At 54.2% G+C, this 17746-nt stretch carries 19 protein-coding genes; 9 read left to right on the top strand and 10 right to left on the bottom strand.

The genetic code is table 11. The annotated features are described in order from the left end of the window. Window positions 1-119 precede the first annotated feature (119 nt). Entirely contained in the window at window positions 120-968 is an 849-nt protein-coding gene (gene fghA, locus HMPREF2726_RS02190) for an S-formylglutathione hydrolase (RefSeq protein WP_070602045.1), read from the top strand. An 83-nt stretch (window positions 969-1051) separates the two neighbouring features. Here fghA and HMPREF2726_RS02185 read toward each other — a convergent pair whose 3' ends face one another. The 8 genes from HMPREF2726_RS02185 to hda form a co-directional block, all read right to left on the bottom strand. After that, window positions 1052-1891, bottom strand: coding sequence for a DUF4198 domain-containing protein (locus tag HMPREF2726_RS02185; protein ID WP_070602043.1), 840 nt, complete (start codon window positions 1889-1891; stop codon window positions 1052-1054). 218 nt (window positions 1892-2109) lie between these two features. Continuing rightward, window positions 2110-2661 carry a hypothetical protein gene (locus HMPREF2726_RS02180; RefSeq protein WP_009312874.1) on the bottom strand — a complete coding sequence of 184 codons (552 nt, stop codon included), beginning with the start codon at window positions 2659-2661 and terminating at the stop codon, window positions 2110-2112. Between the two features lie 215 nt (window positions 2662-2876). Continuing rightward, window positions 2877-3719, bottom strand: a complete 843-nt coding sequence (gene kdsA, locus HMPREF2726_RS02175; protein ID WP_070440181.1) for a 3-deoxy-8-phosphooctulonate synthase — start codon at window positions 3717-3719, stop codon at window positions 2877-2879. 87 nt (window positions 3720-3806) lie between these two features. Beyond that, entirely contained in the window at window positions 3807-4190 is a 384-nt protein-coding gene (gene panD, locus HMPREF2726_RS02170; protein WP_003767516.1) for an aspartate 1-decarboxylase, read from the bottom strand. Window positions 4191-4425: 235 nt separating this feature from the next. Next, the gene (gene cutA, locus HMPREF2726_RS02165) at window positions 4426-4746 is read right to left on the bottom strand and encodes a divalent-cation tolerance protein CutA (RefSeq protein ID WP_045072369.1); all 321 of its coding nucleotides are present in this window, start codon (window positions 4744-4746) and stop codon (window positions 4426-4428) included. 10 nt (window positions 4747-4756) lie between these two features. After that, complete coding sequence (locus tag HMPREF2726_RS02160; RefSeq protein WP_003756389.1) at window positions 4757-5056, bottom strand: TonB family protein; 300 nt, start codon at window positions 5054-5056, stop codon at window positions 4757-4759. Window positions 5057-5245: 189 nt separating this feature from the next. After that, window positions 5246-5914 carry a histidinol-phosphatase gene (locus HMPREF2726_RS02155; protein ID WP_045072370.1) on the bottom strand — a complete coding sequence of 223 codons (669 nt, stop codon included), beginning with the start codon at window positions 5912-5914 and terminating at the stop codon, window positions 5246-5248. Further along, window positions 5911-6579, bottom strand: coding sequence for a DnaA regulatory inactivator Hda (hda, locus tag HMPREF2726_RS02150; protein WP_003763115.1), 669 nt, complete (start codon window positions 6577-6579; stop codon window positions 5911-5913). Before hda ends, HMPREF2726_RS02155 begins: the two co-directional genes overlap by 4 nt. Window positions 6580-6757: 178 nt before the next feature. On the opposite strand from hda, the gene HMPREF2726_RS02145 reads away from it, so the two are divergent. Next, entirely contained in the window at window positions 6758-7396 is a 639-nt protein-coding gene (locus HMPREF2726_RS02145; protein WP_070602042.1) for a DedA family protein, read from the top strand. A gap of 226 nt (window positions 7397-7622) precedes the next feature. Here HMPREF2726_RS02145 and HMPREF2726_RS02140 read toward each other — a convergent pair whose 3' ends face one another. Continuing rightward, entirely contained in the window at window positions 7623-8042 is a 420-nt protein-coding gene (locus HMPREF2726_RS02140) for a YidB family protein (protein WP_003756377.1), read from the bottom strand. Between the two features lie 641 nt (window positions 8043-8683). Here HMPREF2726_RS02140 and HMPREF2726_RS02135 point away from each other — a divergent pair. The 4 genes from HMPREF2726_RS02135 to HMPREF2726_RS02120 all read left to right on the top strand — a co-directional run bounded on the left by HMPREF2726_RS02135 (window position 8684) and on the right by HMPREF2726_RS02120 (window position 13039). Beyond that, window positions 8684-10864, top strand: coding sequence for a TonB-dependent siderophore receptor (locus HMPREF2726_RS02135; RefSeq protein WP_070602040.1), 2181 nt, complete (start codon window positions 8684-8686; stop codon window positions 10862-10864). A gap of 120 nt (window positions 10865-10984) precedes the next feature. After that, window positions 10985-11260: a transporter gene (locus HMPREF2726_RS02130; RefSeq protein ID WP_070602038.1), complete on the top strand. Its 276-nt coding sequence runs from the start codon at window positions 10985-10987 to the stop codon at window positions 11258-11260. Continuing rightward, a complete protein-coding gene (locus HMPREF2726_RS02125) occupies window positions 11253-12758 on the top strand; it encodes a PepSY-associated TM helix domain-containing protein (protein WP_070602037.1) in 1506 nt (501 codons plus the stop codon). The genes HMPREF2726_RS02130 and HMPREF2726_RS02125 overlap by 8 nt, the downstream gene beginning before the upstream one ends. A 2-nt stretch (window positions 12759-12760) precedes the next feature. Beyond that, window positions 12761-13039 carry a DUF3325 family protein gene (locus HMPREF2726_RS02120; RefSeq protein ID WP_246827847.1) on the top strand — a complete coding sequence of 93 codons (279 nt, stop codon included), beginning with the start codon at window positions 12761-12763 and terminating at the stop codon, window positions 13037-13039. 227 nt (window positions 13040-13266) lie between these two features. Here the strand turns inward: HMPREF2726_RS02120 and HMPREF2726_RS02115 are convergent, their stop codons facing one another. After that, window positions 13267-14424 carry a sugar transporter gene (locus HMPREF2726_RS02115; RefSeq protein WP_070602033.1) on the bottom strand — a complete coding sequence of 386 codons (1158 nt, stop codon included), beginning with the start codon at window positions 14422-14424 and terminating at the stop codon, window positions 13267-13269. A gap of 135 nt (window positions 14425-14559) precedes the next feature. Between HMPREF2726_RS02115 and HMPREF2726_RS02110 the strand changes: the two genes are divergently transcribed. From HMPREF2726_RS02110 to HMPREF2726_RS02100, 3 genes are all read left to right on the top strand, one after another. Then, complete coding sequence (locus tag HMPREF2726_RS02110) at window positions 14560-14937, top strand: hypothetical protein (protein ID WP_070602031.1); 378 nt, start codon at window positions 14560-14562, stop codon at window positions 14935-14937. A 132-nt stretch (window positions 14938-15069) separates the two neighbouring features. Then, a complete protein-coding gene (glyA, locus tag HMPREF2726_RS02105) occupies window positions 15070-16320 on the top strand; it encodes a serine hydroxymethyltransferase (protein WP_070602029.1) in 1251 nt (416 codons plus the stop codon). Window positions 16321-16518: 198 nt separating this feature from the next. Further along, window positions 16519-17733 carry a pyridoxal phosphate-dependent aminotransferase gene (locus HMPREF2726_RS02100; RefSeq protein ID WP_070513525.1) on the top strand — a complete coding sequence of 405 codons (1215 nt, stop codon included), beginning with the start codon at window positions 16519-16521 and terminating at the stop codon, window positions 17731-17733. The last annotated feature ends 13 nt before the right edge of the window (window positions 17734-17746 follow it).

Genomic DNA, 17746 nt, shown 5'->3' with positions numbered 1-17746 from the left:
CAGAGTTTGTGTATAGATTGGTGTCGTCTGAAACCATACCGTTCGATAGGTTTTTAAAAGCCCGTAACGCGGTCTTTCTGTTAAGATGATGCCTTCACTGTTTTCACGCCATCCTATCTATGTCCGCACACGAATTACACCTGCTTTCCCGCGCCAAAATGTTCAACGGCCATCAAGAGCAATACCGCTGCTTTTCCGAAACCTGTCAAACCGATATGACTTTCGGCATCTACCTGCCGCCGCAGGTATTGAAAGGCTATCCCGCGCCGGTCTTGTATTTCTTGTCGGGATTGCACGGCGACGGCTCGGAACTGATACGCCAAACCAGCATCCAGCGTTTCGCCGCGCAATGGAACATCATCGTCGTTTTCCCCGACACTTCGCCGCGCGGCAGCCATATCAGCGACAGCGCGAACGAATTTATCGGGCAAGGCGCGGGATTTTACGTCGATGCGACCGAACAGCCGTGGGCGGCGCATTATCAGATGTACAGCCATATCAGCCGCGAACTGCCCGACTGGGTGGAACGGCATTTCCCCGCCACTCAAGAACGCAGCATCGCAGGTTTCAGCATGGGCGGGCACGGTGCGCTTTCCATCGCCCTGAAAAATCTGGGCCGCTATGCCGCCGTTTCCGCGTTTGCCCCCTTGTGCCACCCGACTGTCAGCCGAGGCGGAAAGCAGGCGTTTGCCGCCTATCTGGGCGCGGAATCGGAGGCTTGGCAGGCTTACGACAGCACATCGCTCGTTCAGATGACCTCACGCAAGCTGCCGATATTCATCGACCAAGGCGGCGCCGACCCGCTGTTCCCCGACGAACTGCAACCCGAAGCCTTCGTCAATGCCGCCCGCGCCAACGGCTTCAACGTGCAATACAAAGTCCGCCCCGGCTACAGACACGATTATTTCTTCATCGCCAGCTTTATCGACTCGCATATCGAGTTTCATGCTGAGGCATTGGGTTTGTAAATCCACTATAAATTTAATCCACTATATAAAGAAAGGTCGTCTGAAAACTTTTTCAGACGACCTTTTTGATCTTTCACACTCAATTAGTGTTGATGATGATGGTGTTCATGCCGTTCAGCCGCGCGTTTCGTTCCGACGGGCATAATCAGCGTTGCATAGGCATTGTCTTGTTGGCAAACACTTTTATCGGCATAATCCGCCTGATGGGCGGCTTTGATTTTCCACAAACCTTCAATCAAAGGAATCACGTTGACGACGCCGTCTTTATCCGTTTTCCCTGAGAAACCTTGCGGCTCGCGGTGGTCGTGCGTAGCCGCCAAGTCCATTTCCGCCAGCGTATCCGAGCTTGCCGTTACCGTCGCTTTTGCCAACGGTTTGCCTTTATAAAGCACTTTAACCGGCAACAGACCGCCTACCTTGACCTCATTCGGATTTTTCAGCGGCACCAGCTCCAATTCATGACCGACCGGACGGGTCAATACGCTTTCATCCACACCAGTGCTGCCCACTTGCAAAAACGCTTTGCCGAACATCTGGGCCTGTTCGCAATAAGTCGCGCCGGGCAGGTCTTTCAAGGTTTTCTGTTTCCAGCCTTCACTGTTTTGCGACCAGAACGTCGGTTTGTACACCGCGCCGACCCAATACGAGCCGTCTTTCAGGCGGGATTTGGAAACATATTGGTAATTTTCGCCTTTATTCGTCAAATCAACGGTTTTTCCGGATTTGTCCGTCAATTGCAGCGGTTTGAAAATATGCACACGGTCGTCGGCGATTTTTTCAACATTCGGGAAATCATGGCTGTAACCCAAATCCGCTTTCAACGTACTGCCCGAATCCAAACGCACCGGAGCCGACACCCACAAATCATGCGCCTGCGCCGCCATACTCAAGCCCAATGCGCCAAGTATCCATAATTTTTTCATGTTTCTTCCTCAAATTTATTGTTTACGGTTCAAAAGCCAACGGAAAGCCCGAAAAGCAAGGCAACCTTACTCTTTTTATTTCAAAATGTAAATATTATTGATGATTGTTTTTAGTTACAAAGAACTAGAAATCCTTAAAGGGACAACAGAAAACAAGAGGTCGTCTGAAAACCTTGAAATCAGGTTTTCAGACGACCTTTCAGTATTGGGAAGATGGATTATTGCGCTTCCAGTTTTTTCAGCAGATCAGGCATGGCTTCTTCGTTGTAGCGGTAATAGCGGACGCTGTCCGTACCTTCTTTATTGGTCATTTCCAATACGTTGGGTTTGCCTTCCAGCTTCAGCAGCAACGGAACCTTGAATTTGACGGTTTTGCCGATTTCGTCAGGTTTTTGTTCGGGCGCGCCATCGTTGTGGCTGACGGTGTAGTTGGTTATGGTTTGACGGAATTCTTGTCTCCAACGGCTGAATTTCCATTTGAAGTCTTGGGTAATGGTGGTCGTATCGCCGGAATTTGCTTGGAAATGGATCAGGTCGCGGCCGGTACCGTCGGGGCGCATCAGGCTGGCGTTGAGCAGGGAGCCGTCAGCGTTTTTACTGGTGTTTCCCCACATGCCGAACAAATCTTTGCGTTTGACTTTTTTGGCGGTAACGAGCTGGTTGGGTTCGGTAACGTGCAGACCCGGTACATAAGCCGTCTCCGCCACGGCGGCAGAAGTCAGGGTCAAGGTGAACGCGGCGGCGCCAAGTAGGGTTTTCCATGTTTTCATATTGTTTTCCTTATATGTAATGAGCAGTTGAAGAATCGGGCGCAGGCGGCGAATCCGTTTTCAGGGTTTTCGCGTTTGCCCACAATGTTGATGGTTTGTGTATTTACTATTTTATATCGAAAAATCGATTGAAATACAAAATTGCCTGACCGTCAGTTTACACAAGGTAAACCGACGATTCAATTTTCAGACGACCTTTCGTTTGCCATGCCGCATTAACGGATGTCCATAGGCGCGAAGGATTTGACGGTTTCGTCCACGGCTTTGACGCGGGTCAGGAAGTCTTCCAGCTGGGCGAGCGGCAGGGCGCTGGGGCCGTCGCATTTGGCTTGGTCGGGGTTGGGATGTGATTCGAGGAAGAGGCCTGCGAGGCGGGTTGCCATGCCGGCGAGCGCCAAGTCCAGCACTTGCGCGCGCCGTCCGCCGGATGCGGCGGCACCGGATTCGCGGGTTTGCAGGGAGTGGGTGACGTCGAAGATGACGGGCAGGTTGCCGCAGGTTTGTTTCATGACGCCGAAGCCGAGCATATCGACGACGAGGTTGTCGTAGCCGAAGTTGGCACCGCGTTCGCACAGTATGATTTGTCCGTTGCCTGCTTCTTGGAATTTTTCGACGATGTTTTTCATCTGCGAGGGGCTGAGGAACTGGGGTTTTTTGATGTTGATGACGTTGCCGGTTTTTGCCATGGCGACGACGAGGTCGGTTTGGCGGGCGAGGAAGGCGGGCAGTTGGATGACGTCGCAGACTTCGGCGACGGGGGCGCATTGGTAGGGTTCGTGGACGTCGGTGATGACGGGTACGTCAAACTCGCGTTTGACGGCTTGGAAGATTTTCATGCCTTCGTCCAAGCCGACGCCGCGGAAGGAGTGGATGGAGGAGCGGTTGGCTTTGTCGAAGGAGGCTTTGAAGACGTAGGGGATGCCGAGTTTGTCGGTCACTTTGACGTATTGTTCGCAGGCTTTGAGGGTGGAGTCGAGGTCTTCCAAGACGTTGATGCCGCCGAACAGGGTAAAGGGGAGGTCGTTGCCGACGGTGAGGTTGTTGATGCGGATGTTCATGATGATGGGGCTTTCTCGAAGGTCGTCTGAAAATGGCTGAAAGGTCGTCTGAAAGCGGATTTTGCGGTTTCAGACGACCTTTGTGTTTTATAGGACGGTGTGCGGCGGCTCGTAGGAGAGGATGTCGCGGATTTTGTTGTGTTCGTCCACGAGGACGACTTTGGGTTCGTGCGCGGCAATTTCGGGTTCGGACAGCATGACGTAGGACATGATGATGACGATGTCGCCTTTTTGGACGAGCCGTGCGGCGGCACCGTTGAGGCAGACGACGCCGCTGCCGCGTTCGCCGGGGATGGTGTAGGTTTCGAAGCGTTCGCCGTTGTTGTTGTTGACGATGGCGACTTTTTCGTTAACGAGGATGCCTGCGGCGTCGAGCAGGTCTTGGTCTATGGTGATGCTGCCGACGTAGTTGAGGTCGGCTTCGGTAACGGTGGCGCGGTGTATCTTGCCGCCGAGCATGGTGCGGAACATGGGTTTCCTTTTGGTTTAGGATTGCGGGTGCAGACGTATAGTGGCTTAACTAAATCAGGACAAGGCGACGAAGCCGCAGACAGTACAGATAGTACGGCAAGGCGAGGCAACGCCGTACTGGTTTAAAGTTAATCCACTATAAGGTCGTCTGAAAATCAAAAGCCGTCATTATAGTGGACTTCCCTGTAAATTCATAATGATGCTTGGGCGTTTTTCAGACGACGCGGCTGTTTTATCAACCTAAACTCCGCTTCAGCCAGCGCAAATAGGGGGCGTATCCGCGCGATACGTTTTGCATCAGGATTTGCGGGCATTCGTAGCTGTGGTTGGCGATGATGGTTTTTTGGATTTCACGGTAGCAGTGGCGCGAGGTTTTGATGGTGATGCGGATTTCGTCGTCGCGGCAGATTTCGCCGTTCCAAAGGTATTGGCTGGTGATGGCTTCGTATTGCACGCAGGCGGCAAGTTGCTTTTCCAGCAACAGGCTGCCGATTTTTTCAGCTTCTTCGCGGGTCGGGGCGGTGGTGGTAACGATGACGGGTTTGAACGCGGACATTTCAGACAACCTATTGGTTTTTAAACTCGATGGTTCCTTTATATTTCACCCAGTATCCGGCGGCTTTGTATTTGTCTTTTTTGGCGGTTGCGACGGCTGTTTCGTCGAGTCCTTCATAACCGCTGGATTCGAGGATGCTGACTTCTACGGCTTTGCCTTCGGGGGAAACCAAGATGGATAGTTTGACGGGTTTGATGGGTTGTGCGGGATTTTGGGATGCGGGGGCGTATTCTGCCGGGTTGACGGTTTGCGCGGTTGCGGGTAGGGCGAAGGCAAGCAGCAGGGCGGGGATGATGGAGCGGATGGACATATTGTTTTCCTTATTTGTAGATTTGTAGCGGGTTTAGGGGGGTGTTTTTGATTTGTTTTCAGACGACCTTTGTTTTTCGTGGGCTAAGCCCACGCTACGGGGTTGTGCTATTTTCAGACGACCTTTGTTTTCGAGGGTGAAGCCCACGCTACGGAGTTGCGCCCGTTTGGGCGGCGGGTGCGGTTTTGCTTATTTGAAGTTCAATATCGGCCAACCTTTTGCTTTGGCTTCTTGTTCTAACTCGGCATCGGGGTTGACGGCGACGGGTTCGTTGACGAGGCGCAGCAGTGGCAGGTCGTTTTTGGAGTCGCTGTAAAAATAGGTTTTGCCATAGCTTTCGAGCGTTTCGCCGCGTTCGGCGAGCCATTGGTTCAGGCGGGTGATTTTGCCTTCTTTGAGGCTGGGCGTGCCGATGTAGTTGCCGGTGTAGCGGCCGTCGGCACCGGTTTCGAGTTGGGTGCCGATGATGTTGGTGATGCCGAAAAGGTGGCAGATGGGGGTGATGATGAACTCGTTGGTCGAGGAGATAACGAGGGTTTCGTCGCCGGACATTTGGTGGCTCTGCACCAGCATACGCTGCATGGGCGAGATGTGCGGCATGATGAACTCCGCCATAAATTCGCGGTGAAATTCTGTTAGCTCTTCTTTGCTGTAACGGGCGAGCGGGGCGAGGTGGAATTTGAGGAATGCGTCGATGTCGAGGCAGCCGTTTTGGTAGTCGCGGTAGAATTTTTCGTTTTGCGCTTCGGTTTCGGCAGCGTCAACCAGCCCTTTTTTGATGAGGTATTGCGGCCAAGAGTGGTCGGAATCGGTGTTGATGAGGGTGTTGTCGAGGTCGAAGATGGCGAGGTTTTTCATTGGGTTTCCTGTTGTTTCAAAAGCTGGCGAAGAAGCGGCAGGGTGATGCGTTTGCCCATGGTAACGGCGTAGTTGTCCAGCGTGTCGAGCATCTGCATCAGGCTGTCCATGTCGCGCCGCCAGTGGTTGAGCAGGTATTCGAAGATTTCGGGGTCTATGGTCACTTGGCGCGCCGCCGCCATGCTGACGAGCGCGTCGATTTTTTCTTGGTCGGTCAGGGGTTTGACTTCGTAAACAAGGCAGTACGCCATGCGGGTGCGCAAGTCTTCGCGGATGACGAGCTGTTGGGGCGTGTGTTCGGAGCTTAACAGCAGAAAGCCTTTGCCGCTGTTACGGAAGCGGTTGAATACGGCAAACAGGAGGGCTTGTTCTTCGTTGCCCAGTTTTTCGATTTGGTCGATGGCGAGGTATTCGGCTTCAAAGGCGGCTTCGGTCAGCGGCGTGGCGGCGGCGTCGATATAGACGGCTTTTTTCCCTGCGTCGAGGGCTTGGGCGACCCATGCGCGCAGCAGGTGGCTTTTGCCCGCGCCTTCTTCGCCCCAGACGTAGATAAACGGGTCGTGTTTATGCTGTAACACATAGACCAGTTCGGCATTTTCCGTTCCGAGGAATTTGTCGAAACCGGGATAGCCGCGTTCGGCGAAGTCGAAAATAAGCTGGTTCACAAAGGCATACCGGATGGGTTGGAATCGGGTTTATTGTACGTTGTTTTGTCAACGCGTATCAAGGCGCAGGGTCGTCTGAAAAAGGGGCGCGTTGCATGGGTTTCATATACAATGGCGGACATTTGGCAACGCGTCTGTTTTCAGACGACCTCTGTCTTTTTTATTTCAGGAAAATCTCGTGATTTCGACCCTTATTGATTTTATCCTCCACATCGACCAGAATTTGGTCGAGATTTCCGCGCAATACGGCGTATGGATTTACGCGGTGTTGTTTTTGATTATTTTCTGCGAAACCGGCTTGGTGGTTACGCCGTTTCTGCCGGGCGATTCGCTGCTGTTTGCCGCGGGCGGGATTGCCGCGGTCGGCAGCATGAATATTCATGTCATGATCGCGCTGCTTTTGGCCGCCGCAATTTTAGGCGATGCCGCCAACTTCATGATCGGCAAGTTTTTCGGGCGCAAACTCTTTGCCAACCCCGATTCCAAAATCTTCCGCCAGTCGTATTTGGAGAAAACCCACGCGTTCTACGAAAAACACGGCGGCAAAACCATCATCATCGCCCGCTTCGTCCCGATTGTGCGGACGTTCGCCCCGTTTGTCGCGGGCATGGGCAGTATGCACTACGGCACTTTCATCCGCTACAACATCATCGGCGCGGTATTGTGGGTCTTGTCGTTTTCCTATGCCGGCTATTTCTTCGCCAATATTCCGGTGGTGAAAAACAATCTGGCTTTAGTGATGGTCGCGATTATCGTGATTTCCATCCTGCCGGGTGTGGTCGAAGTCATCCGCGCGAGAAGGGCAGCGAAGAAGTAAAAATTGTTTGAACCATAAGAGAAGGTCGTCTGAAAACGTTTTTCAGACGACCTTTTTGTATAGTGGCTTAACTAAATCAGGACAAGGCGATGAAACCGCAAGACAGTACAGACAGTACAGAAACCGATTCACTTGGTGCTTCAGCACCTTAGAGAATGTCTCTTTGAGCCAAGGCGAGGCAACGCCGTACTGGTTTAAAGTTAATCCACTATATTTTTCGTACTGCTTATTTGGTGAAGTTCTTCAATATCGCCGAAGCAATATCGTCCAAACCGAATCCGTCCGCATCCTGCGCAGAACCGTTCGGCGTGGCTTTGTCTACCAGATTGGGCAGAATCTGCGCCAACATATCGCCGGCTTGCTGGCTGTCGAGACCGAATTTTTGCGCTACTTGGCTGATGGCATCGCTGCCCAAAGCGTTTTGCAAATCGCTGCCGGATACGGGCAGGTTGCTTTGTTGGTTGGAAACCCAGCTATTTAATACATCGCCCAACCCGCCTTGTTGCAACTGATTAATCAGATTGCCCACGCCGCCTTGTTGTTGTACCAAATTCATCGCCATGTCGGTCAGCGAGCTTTGTCCGTTTTCATCTTTGCCGCCCAAGGCTTGTGCCGCCGCGTTCAACAAACTGTCCATTAATGCCATAAAGCCTCCTTGTGTGATGTGTGAGTGTGAAGTGTAAAGAAACCAGAGTGTAACAAAATTCCGACGCTTGTTTGCCAATTTAACCCAATTCAACAGCGAATTGACGAGCTGCTACAAAAGTAAAGGTTGTCTGAAATTTATAGTGGCTTAACTTTAAACCGACGGCGTTACCTCGCCTTAGTTCAAAGAGAACGATTCCTCTAAGGTGCTGAAGCACCAAAGTGAATCGGTTCTGTACTGTCTGTACTGTGCGGCTTCGTCCGCCTTGTCCTGATTTAAAGTTAATCCACTATACAACTCATCATTTCCGTGTAGGTGGGGATCCGAAGGACTCTTTGGGCAGCAGTAATTTTCCAGAGATTCCAGAAATCCAAAGTGTTGGATTCTCGTCTCAGCCTGCCTTCGCGTAGACCGGGGTGGGAATGACGGTATTCAATATCCCCTTTCCAAACTTTTACAAACCCTCTGTCATTTCTTTTTCCTATCCCTGTTCACCGCATCATAGCGTCCTGCCCGTTTCGCATTTTTCTACCCCGTCTTCCGCATAAAACAAAATGAAACAAAATTACCAAATTTTATACAAAAATTATTATCAATCCTATCAATCTATTGTTTGAACTTGAAAAGGAGAATTTGTAGCAATGAAGTTTTACCGTTTGAGCGCGCCGCTGTTACTTATCCTGCCTGTCTGCACGCAGGCGGCGGACGCATACGTTCCCGCCGATGCCGAACCGGCAGCAGTTACCCTTTCCACTGTTACCGTGCGCGGCAAGAGGCAGAAGTCGTTGAACAAGGGCTATACCGCTTCGGGCACTTACGCCGCAACGGGGATGCCGCTGACGCTGCGCGAGGTGCCGCAGAGCGTGAGCGTGGTAACCGACAAACAGATGAAGGACCAAGGCAAGCGCAGCGTTTACGACGCGCTCTCATGGGTCAACGGTATCAGCGGCAATCCGGCAAGTTCGCGCTATGCGGTAACCAACATGTATGCGCGCGGCGAGAAGGTCAACGATTACCAGATAGACGGCATGACCACCGAAATCGACGGCAACCAACTGCTGAACTCGGGCGCGTACGAGCGGGTGGAAGTCGTGCGCGGCACTTCCGCCTTGCAGGGCAGCGTGGGCGACCCGAGTGCGACGGTGAACCTGGTACGCAAGCGTCCGACCAAAGAGCGGCAGGCTGAAATTTCCGTCGGTATCGGCAGATGGCGGCGTTGGAATGCCGAGGCCGATGTGTCCGGACCGCTCAACCCAAGCGGCAGCCTACGCGGCCGTGCCGTGGTCAACGCCGAGGGCGGGCGACATTGGACCGAGGGTTCGCGCGACCGCTCCGACATGGTTTACGGCATTGCCGAATACGATTTCTCGCCGCAAACCACCGCCTACGCCGGCATCAACCACCAGCGCGCGCGAGAAAAAGAATTTTACGGCGGGGACCTGCCCGTTTACGATAGCGCAGGCTACCCAACCCGCCTCGGCATCCGTGACAACAACAAAATCAAAGGCAGCAGGTATAGGGAACGCGCGACGGAACTCTTTACCGGACTGGAACACCGCTTTGAAAACAACTGGAAAGCCAAGCTGGAATACCGCTACAACCGTGAGAAAGCCCTCAATCCCGGTATGGGTGACGCCCCATACAACTATCTCAGGCACGACGACAGCTCGGCCGGAGCCAAGTTTTATAAAATGGGCGACAATATCGTCAGCCATGCCTTCAGCTTCAAGCTCAACGGGCAATACGATTTATGGGGGCGCAAACACGAAGCCGTATTCGGCATCGGAGGCTACCGCACGCGGGACAAACGCGTCTGGGCAAACTCTGAGGGCAACTATTCCATAGACGACATCTACGATTTCATACGCCGCCGCGACTATCCCTCCATCGCTTCCGTCAACGACTGGAAATGGGATGGAGACACCATCGCGCATCGCCAAATCAGCGGCTATGCCGCCACCCGCCTGCACGCCACCGACAAACTCTCGCTGCTTTTGGGCGCCAACTACGCCCGCTACCATTACCAAGCCATACCGGTTGGTGGCAGCCCGAATACGGAAGCCAAAGAAGGCCGCTTCGCCCCCTACGCCGGCATCACCTACGACCTCACCGGCAACCTCTCCGCCTACGCCTCCTATAGCCGCCTGTTTAAGCCGCACGAAAACGGCGAAACAGACATCAACCGCCGCCCTATCGATCCGATTACCGGCCGCACCGTCGAGGCTGGACTGAAAGGCGAATGGCTCGAAGGCCGTCTGAACGCCTCGTTGTCGGTGTTCCAATCCAAACGGCGCAACGTCCCCGTCGAAGCGGGCAAATTTGACAACGACGACACCTACTACCGCGCAGCGAATACCAAAGCCCACGGCTGGGAAGCCGAAATCAGCGGTTCGCCCGCCGAAGGCTGGGACATCAGCGCGGGCGTGCAGTCGCACCTGACCCGCGAAGAAAACGGCAACCGGCCCAACAGCCAATACGACCCGCGCCACAGCTTCAAACTCTTCACCACCTACCGCCTGCCCAAAACCCGCTGGACCCTCGGCGGTGGCGTGCGCTGGCAGAGCAAGACCTTTGTGGACAAATACGGCGACCTCAGCAATATCGAGTTTGACGACGATGAAGCCAAAGAACGCGCCCGCGTCCTCTCCAGCCAAAAATCCTTCGCCGTGGTCGACCTGACCGCGCAGTACGACATTTCCAAAAACGCCAATCTGACACTAAACTTCGACAACGTGTTCGACAAACGCTACCGCATGGACACGATGTACCACGACTACGGCCAGCCGAGGAGTTTGTCGGGGACGCTTAGGTATAAGTTTTGACGGGGTTTGGGGTTGCTGCAATTTTGAAAGGTCGTCTGAAACCTACAACCCGTTATTTCCAAAAGCCGCCTGCAAAACACACAATCGAATAAAAGTAACGAATATCCCAAGGAAAACCATATGAGTCCCATCCTGCCACGCCCGCTGCACATCGCGGTGCGGATTGTGCTGGCTTTGGCCGGAAGCTACTGGGTATCCGCGCTGGCGGCGGGTACGGTTCCGCTTTATGCGGGCGGGTCAACCAATGCCGTTTACGGCGGCACCCTCCTAGGCATCACGCTGCTGCCGCTGGTATTTCTGTGGGCGTTGGCGGCGCGGCGGCTGCGGACGGTGTTTTGCGCGCTGTCGCTGTCGGTGTTGCTGCTTTCGGCGGCAGGGGGGCTGCCGCATGGCTAAGGAGGCGGGGCTGCGCAAGGTAATGGCGGAAATCCACACATGGACGGGGCTGATCTGTTCGTGGGTTTTGTTCGTAATATTCCTTGCGGGAAGTATTGCGTTTTTCCGTGCCGAACTGGATGTATGGATGCAGCCGGAGCTGCCGTTTTCAGACGGCCTGCCGGACGAACGGGTTTCGCTGGCGACCGCCCTGGACTATCTGCGCCGCCATGCGCCGAATGCGGCAGAATGGTCGGTTTCTCTGCCGACCGAACGTTCGCCGTACCTAGATTTGGGCTGGACGGAGCGTGGGACCGAAGAGGCGTCCTATACCACCATCAGCCCTTATCCTGACGCGCCGCAGTCCAAACCGCGCGAAACGGCGAGGGCGGGTTATCTGGTTTCCATCCACAGCAACCTCGCGGCGGCGGAATACGGCGGTTACTGGCTGACGGCTGCGGCCGCGGTGGTCGCGCTGGCGGCGGTAATCAGCGGCGTGATTGTGCATAAAAAGATTTTGGCGGAGTTTTTCACTTTCCGCGCAGGCAAAAAACTCAGAAGCTGGCTGGACGCGCACAACCTGCTGGGCGTGCTGCCGCTGCCGTTTCATGTGATGATTGTTTACAGCGGCCTCTTGCTGACTTCGCATACGGTGATGACCTACAGCCAAACGGCGGCGGAATTGTCGGATGAAGAATTCGAGGCGCGCTCCGCCTATGTGTCGAGGTCGTCTGAAAACGCGGGGAAGCGGTGGGAGATGGCGGATTGGTATCCGACGGTGCAGAGGCTGCGCCCGAACGGGACGGACAAGGAAATCAACTTGACCATCACTGACCCTGACCGCAAAGAAGCGGTGTTGTCGGCGGATTATTTCGACAAAAGAAGCATCGGCTCGAACCCTGATTTGTCGGTGGCGGTACGTTTGCGCGACGGGGCGCAGGTGTACCGCAAAGATGCCTACGGTGGCTTCGAACAGGCCCACTCTTCGCTCTACAGTCTGCATACGGCGGGCTTTGCCGACTATCCGACGCTCTGGCTTTATTTCTTCAGCGGTATGGCGGGTTGCGGTATGATTGCGACGGGTGCGGTAATGTGGCCGATGAAGCGGCGCAACCGCAAACAGCCGCCCCTGCGCGGGATTGCGTGGGCGGAACGCATCAACATCGCCGTGTTCGCCGGCTTCCCGCTCGCCTGCGCCGCCTTTTTCTGCACCAACCGCCTGCTGCCCGCAGACTGGGACGGGCGTGAAATTTGGGAAGCGCAAAGCCTCTTTACCGTCTGGGCCGCTGCTGCGGTTGCCGCCTTCTTCCCCTACCCCGCGTATATCAAATGGCGCGGCCTGTTTTACGCCGCCGCCGCACTGTGCACCCTGATCCCGCTCTTGGATATTTATGTCGGACGGCCTCTCTGGCTGTCGATTCGGTCGGGGGACACGCTCTATTGGACGGTGGAACTGTGTTTCCTGACATTTGCGGCAATATTCTTCCTCATCGCCCGCCGCATCGAAAAGGCGCAATGATCATGCTGTATTTCCTGATGTTTTCCCTCTGCTCCGGCGGCTTTTTCTGCCTCATGCTCTCGCAAACGCCCCACGCCAAAACCATGCTCGGACGCCCCGTCCAACACCCCGTCCGCCTGCGCCTTGCCGGCGTAACACTCTTCGCCGCCGCCCTTGCCGCCGCACTCGCTTCGCCCCATCCCGCCGCCGCCAGCACAAGCTGGTTCGGCTGCCTGAGCGTAGGCGCAGCCTTGTGCGCGGTTGCGGTTTATTTTCGGGGAAAGGGAGCCCGCAGGAAGTAAAATTTATCGGATTAAAATCAAAAGTCGTCTGAAACAAAACAACGTTTTCAGACGACCTTTTTATAGTGGATTAACAAAAATCAGGACAAGGCGATGAAACCGCAAGACAGTACAGACAGTACAGAAACCGATTCACTTGGTGCTTCAGCACCTTAGAGAATCGTTCTCTTTGAGCTAAGGCGAGGCAACGCCGTACTGGTTTAAAGTTAATCCACTATACAACCCCCTTATTTCCGCATTTCAACCAACATCCGACACACGACCAATCCTGCCGCCGCCAAGATTGCAGCGGCTAAGCCGATGTTGGACATACCCGCCCACACGGTAACGTAGTGTCCCAAAAGCGCGCCGCCGCCGATGCCGACGTTGTAGAGGCCGGAGTAAATCGAGTTGGCTACATCGGTCGCATCCGAGGCAAAGTCCAATACTTTGGAGACCATGCCGAGGCTTAAGACGACGATGGCGATGCCCCAGACAAACACCAGCGCGTAAACGGCTATCGGGTAAGCGGCAAGGGGCAGCAGGCAGAGCGTCGATGCCAGAATGACGGATACCGAAGTCAGCAGGAATACGCGTTGGTGTTTGGCAAACCATTTGCCGAACAAATACGACGCGGCAAATCCCGCCAGCCCGTACAGGCTCAAGACGATGGTCACTTGTTCGGGCGCGAAGCCGCCGGCTTGCAGGACGAAGGGTTCGATATAGCTGTATGCCGTAAAGTGGGCGGTAATCAGGAGGACGGTCAGCGCGTAGAGCAGCATGAGGTTTTTGCGCTTGAGCAATCCGGGCAGGCTTTTGAGCGAACCTGTGTTCACGCTGGGCAGCAGCGGCAGGTTTTTCGCCAATATGCCCATCACTGCCGCCGCGCACAGTCCGATAAGCAAAAAGCTAAACTGCCAGCTTGAATGTTGCCCGATAACGCGCCCCAGCGGGATGCCCGCCACCATCGCCATAACCGTACCCGTACTGAGCAGCCCCAAAGCCTGATTGCCTTTGCCCTGCGGCGCAACGCGCACTGCCAGCGAGGCGGTAATCGACCAAAACACGGCGTGCGTCAGGGCGATGCCGATGCGGCTGACGAGCAGGATTTCGAAACTTCGGGCGAAATAGGAAACGATGTGGCTGAGGGTAAAGAACGCGAAGAGGACGAGCAGCAGCTTTCGGCGTTCGATGTTTTTCGTTGCCAGCATCAGCGGTAGCGACAGCAGCGCGACAATCCACGCATACACGGTAATCATGATACCGACTTCGGTCGGCGGCATATTGAAGGTCGCGCCGATGTCGCTCAATAGGGCAATCGGGATATATTCGGTGGTGTTGAAAATGAATGCGCCGACTGCCAGGGCGATGACGCTTAGCCATTGTTTGTTTGTGTTTGCTGACATTGGGGTTTCCCTTTTTATATTTTTCTTCAAAATTTTATCTAATCTGTAATTATACTACTTTCAGACGACCTTCCCACTGCGCCGACACAAAATTCCGCCCTAGACGCTCCCGCCTCATCGGCATACAATCTTTGCATGAACACCAAACACCCCAAGCCCTCCCGTTTTGCCCATATTTACGGCATGAACGGGCAATTCGTCCTGTTGGAACAGCATTCCGAGTGGATGCCGGTCAACGATGCCGACTACGACAACGCGCCCGCATTGCCGGAGGGGTTTGTGTTTGCGGATGAAGCGTTCTATACGACCGACGGCAGCGTGCCGCCGCTCGTCCTGCCCGACAACATCAAAATCTTCAACGAAGAAGCGCGCAAACTCGAACGCCGCAGGCTCGATGCGCTGGCTTTGGAAGAGTTGGGCAAAAACCTCGCCGCAGCCCAAGCCGAGACCGACCTCGAAACCCTGCTTGAAAAAATCGAATTTCATTTGAAACAAGACAATCTGTTCAAATAAAACTTTTCAGACGACCCTCCAAGCAGCAAAGGGGTCGTCTGAAAGATAAAATCGTTGACAATCCAAACCGATTTGGTACATTGTTCAACACTTATCAATCCCCGTTTCCCAACCGACAAAGGAGTCGAGAAGATGTTTTCAAAAAGCGTCAACCTAGCCCAATATGATCCGGAGCTGGCAGCCGCCATTGCCCAAGAAGACCAACGCCAGCAAGACCACGTCGAACTGATTGCTTCCGAAAACTACGTCAGTTGCGCCGTGATGGAGGCACAAGGTTCGCAATTGACCAACAAATACGCCGAAGGCTACCCCGGCAAACGCTACTACGGCGGCTGCGAACACGTTGACGTCGTCGAACAACTGGCAATCGACCGCGTCAAAGAACTCTTTGGTGCGGAATACGCCAACGTCCAACCCCATTCCGGCTCCCAAGCCAACCAAGCCGTGTACGCTTCCGTCCTTAAACCCGGCGACACCATCCTCGGCATGAGCCTCGCCCACGGCGGCCACTTAACCCACGGCGCCAGCGTCAATATTTCCGGCAAACTCTACAACGCTATTGCCTACGGCTTGGATGAAAACGAAGTTCTCGATTACGCCGAAGTCGAACGCCTCGCGCTCGAACACAAACCCAAAATGATCGTTGCCGGCGCATCTGCCTACGCCCTGCAAATCGACTGGGCAAAATTCCGCGAAATCGCCGACAAAGTCGGTGCCTACCTCTTTGTCGATATGGCGCACTACGCAGGTCTGATTGCCGGCGGCGAATATCCCAACCCCGTCCCGTTCTGCGACTTCGTCACCACCACTACCCACAAAACCCTGCGCGGCCCGCGCGGCGGCGTGATTTTGTGTCGCGACAACACGCATGAAAAAGCGTTGAACTCCGCCATCTTCCCAAGCCTGCAAGGCGGTCCGTTGATGCACGTTATTGCCGCCAAAGCCGTTGCGTTCAAAGAAGCTCTGCAACCCGAATTCAAACAATACGCGAAACAGGTAAGAATCAATGCCGCAGCCATGGCGGAAGAATTGGTCAAACGCGGCTTGCGCATCGTTTCCGGCCGCACCGAAAGCCACGTTTTCCTCGTTGACCTGCAACCGATGAAAATCACCGGCAAAGCCGCCGAAGCCGCATTGGGCAAAGCAAACATCACCGTCAACAAAAACGCCATCCCGAATGATCCGGAAAAACCGTTCGTTACCTCCGGCATCCGCATCGGCTCCGCCGCCATGACCACACGCGGCTTTAACGAAGCCGACGCCCGTGTCCTCGCCAACCTCGTTGCCGACGTTTTGGCAAACCCTGAAGACGAAGCAAATCTGGCAAACGTCCGCAAGCAAATCACCGCGCTTTGCGACAAATACCCCGTTTACGGCGCATAACCGGCTTGCCCGTTTAAGCATCTTGTAACACGGAAAGGTCGTCTGAAAATCCCGAAAAAGGGTTTTCAGACGACCTTATTTGTTTTTGACACTTGATTCTTGAAGCGGCGGGCAAAAATCCCGCATTTGCCCCTTTCTTTCCGCCTGCAAACGGAGTACATTTACCCCCATTGTTAACAATTTTACGGAACACACATCATGGAGAAATTTCCCAAATCGTCCAAGCTGGACCATGTTTGCTACGACATCCGCGGTCCGGTACACAAAAAAGCCCTGCAACTCGAAGAAGAAGGTCATAAAATCCTCAAGCTCAATATCGGCAACCCTGCGCCGTTCGGCTTTGAAGCGCCCGATGAAATCTTGGTGGACGTGATCCGCAACCTGCCTACCGCGCAAGGCTATTGCGATTCCAAAGGGCTGTATTCCGCCCGCAAGGCTATCGTTCATTACTATCAAACCAAAGGTCTGCGCGATATTTCGGTCAACGACGTTTATATCGGCAACGGCGTGTCCGAGCTGATTACCATGTCCATGCAGGCGCTTTTGAACGACGGCGACGAAATTCTGATTCCCGCACCCGATTATCCGCTGTGGACGGCTGCCGCCACTTTGGCGGGCGGTACGGTGCGCCATTATTTGTGTGACGAAGAAAACGACTGGTTTCCCAACCTTGCCGACATGGAAGCCAAAATCACGCCCAAAACCAAAGCCATCGTCGTCATCAACCCCAACAACCCCACCGGCGCGGTATACAGCAAAGAAATCCTGCTTGAAATCGCCGAGTTGGCGCGCAAACACGGTCTGATTATCTTCGCCGACGAAATTTACGACAAAATCCTCTACGACGGCGCGGTACACCACCACATCGCCGCGCTCGCGCCCGACCTGCTGACCATCACCTTCAACGGTCTCTCCAAAGCCTACCGCGTTGCCGGATTCCGCCAAGGCTGGATGGTGCTCAACGGCCCGAAAGAACATGCCAAAGGCTATATAGAAGGTCTCGATATGCTTGCCTCCATGCGCCTGTGTGCCAACACGCCGATGCAACACGCCATCCAAACCGCTTTGGGCGGCTATCAAAGCATCAACGAATTTATCCTGCCTGGCGGCCGCCTGTTGGAGCAACGCAATAAGGCGTGGGAACTTGTCAACCAAATTCCCGGCATATCCTGCGTCAAGCCGATGGGGGCGCTTTATATGTTCCCCAAAATCGATACCGAAATGTACGGCATTCATGACGACATGAAATTTATCTACGACCTGCTCGTACGCGAAAAAGTTTTGTTCGTCCAAGGAACAGGGTTCAACTGGATACGCCCTGACCACTTCCGCATCGTTACCCTGCCGTACACCCACCAAATCGAAGAAGCCATGGGCAAACTTGAGCGCTTCTTGCAGACTTACCGGCAATAAGGCAGGGCAACGG

Origin of the sequence: Neisseria sp. HMSC074B07 (assembly GCF_001810355.1) — a bacterium.
GTDB lineage: Bacteria > Pseudomonadota > Gammaproteobacteria > Burkholderiales > Neisseriaceae > Neisseria.
Note: the sequence above shows the minus strand (reverse complement) of the source record. Positions and strands in the feature narration are given on the sequence as shown.

Excerpts from the sequence above, each read along its gene's own strand:
- fghA (WP_070602045.1), top strand. The coding sequence starts at position 120 with ATGTCCGCACACGAATTACACCTGCTTTCCCGCGCCAAAATGTTCAAC.
- HMPREF2726_RS02185 (WP_070602043.1), bottom strand. The coding sequence starts at position 1,891 with ATGAAAAAATTATGGATACTTGGCGCATTGGGCTTGAGTATGGCGGCG.
- HMPREF2726_RS02180 (WP_009312874.1), bottom strand. The coding sequence starts at position 2,661 with ATGAAAACATGGAAAACCCTACTTGGCGCCGCCGCGTTCACCTTGACC.
- kdsA (WP_070440181.1), bottom strand. The coding sequence starts at position 3,719 with ATGAACATCCGCATCAACAACCTCACCGTCGGCAACGACCTCCCCTTT.
- panD (WP_003767516.1), bottom strand. The coding sequence starts at position 4,190 with ATGTTCCGCACCATGCTCGGCGGCAAGATACACCGCGCCACCGTTACC.
- cutA (WP_045072369.1), bottom strand. The coding sequence starts at position 4,746 with ATGTCCGCGTTCAAACCCGTCATCGTTACCACCACCGCCCCGACCCGC.
- HMPREF2726_RS02160 (WP_003756389.1), bottom strand. The coding sequence starts at position 5,056 with ATGTCCATCCGCTCCATCATCCCCGCCCTGCTGCTTGCCTTCGCCCTA.
- HMPREF2726_RS02155 (WP_045072370.1), bottom strand. The coding sequence starts at position 5,914 with ATGAAAAACCTCGCCATCTTCGACCTCGACAACACCCTCATCAACACC.
- HMPREF2726_RS02140 (WP_003756377.1), bottom strand. The coding sequence starts at position 8,042 with ATGGCATTAATGGACAGTTTGTTGAACGCGGCGGCACAAGCCTTGGGC.
- HMPREF2726_RS02135 (WP_070602040.1), top strand. The coding sequence starts at position 8,684 with ATGAAGTTTTACCGTTTGAGCGCGCCGCTGTTACTTATCCTGCCTGTC.
- HMPREF2726_RS02130 (WP_070602038.1), top strand. The coding sequence starts at position 10,985 with ATGAGTCCCATCCTGCCACGCCCGCTGCACATCGCGGTGCGGATTGTG.
- HMPREF2726_RS02125 (WP_070602037.1), top strand. The coding sequence starts at position 11,253 with ATGGCTAAGGAGGCGGGGCTGCGCAAGGTAATGGCGGAAATCCACACA.
- HMPREF2726_RS02120 (WP_246827847.1), top strand. The coding sequence starts at position 12,761 with ATGCTGTATTTCCTGATGTTTTCCCTCTGCTCCGGCGGCTTTTTCTGC.
- HMPREF2726_RS02115 (WP_070602033.1), bottom strand. The coding sequence starts at position 14,424 with ATGTCAGCAAACACAAACAAACAATGGCTAAGCGTCATCGCCCTGGCA.
- HMPREF2726_RS02110 (WP_070602031.1), top strand. The coding sequence starts at position 14,560 with ATGAACACCAAACACCCCAAGCCCTCCCGTTTTGCCCATATTTACGGC.
- glyA (WP_070602029.1), top strand. The coding sequence starts at position 15,070 with ATGTTTTCAAAAAGCGTCAACCTAGCCCAATATGATCCGGAGCTGGCA.
- HMPREF2726_RS02100 (WP_070513525.1), top strand. The coding sequence starts at position 16,519 with ATGGAGAAATTTCCCAAATCGTCCAAGCTGGACCATGTTTGCTACGAC.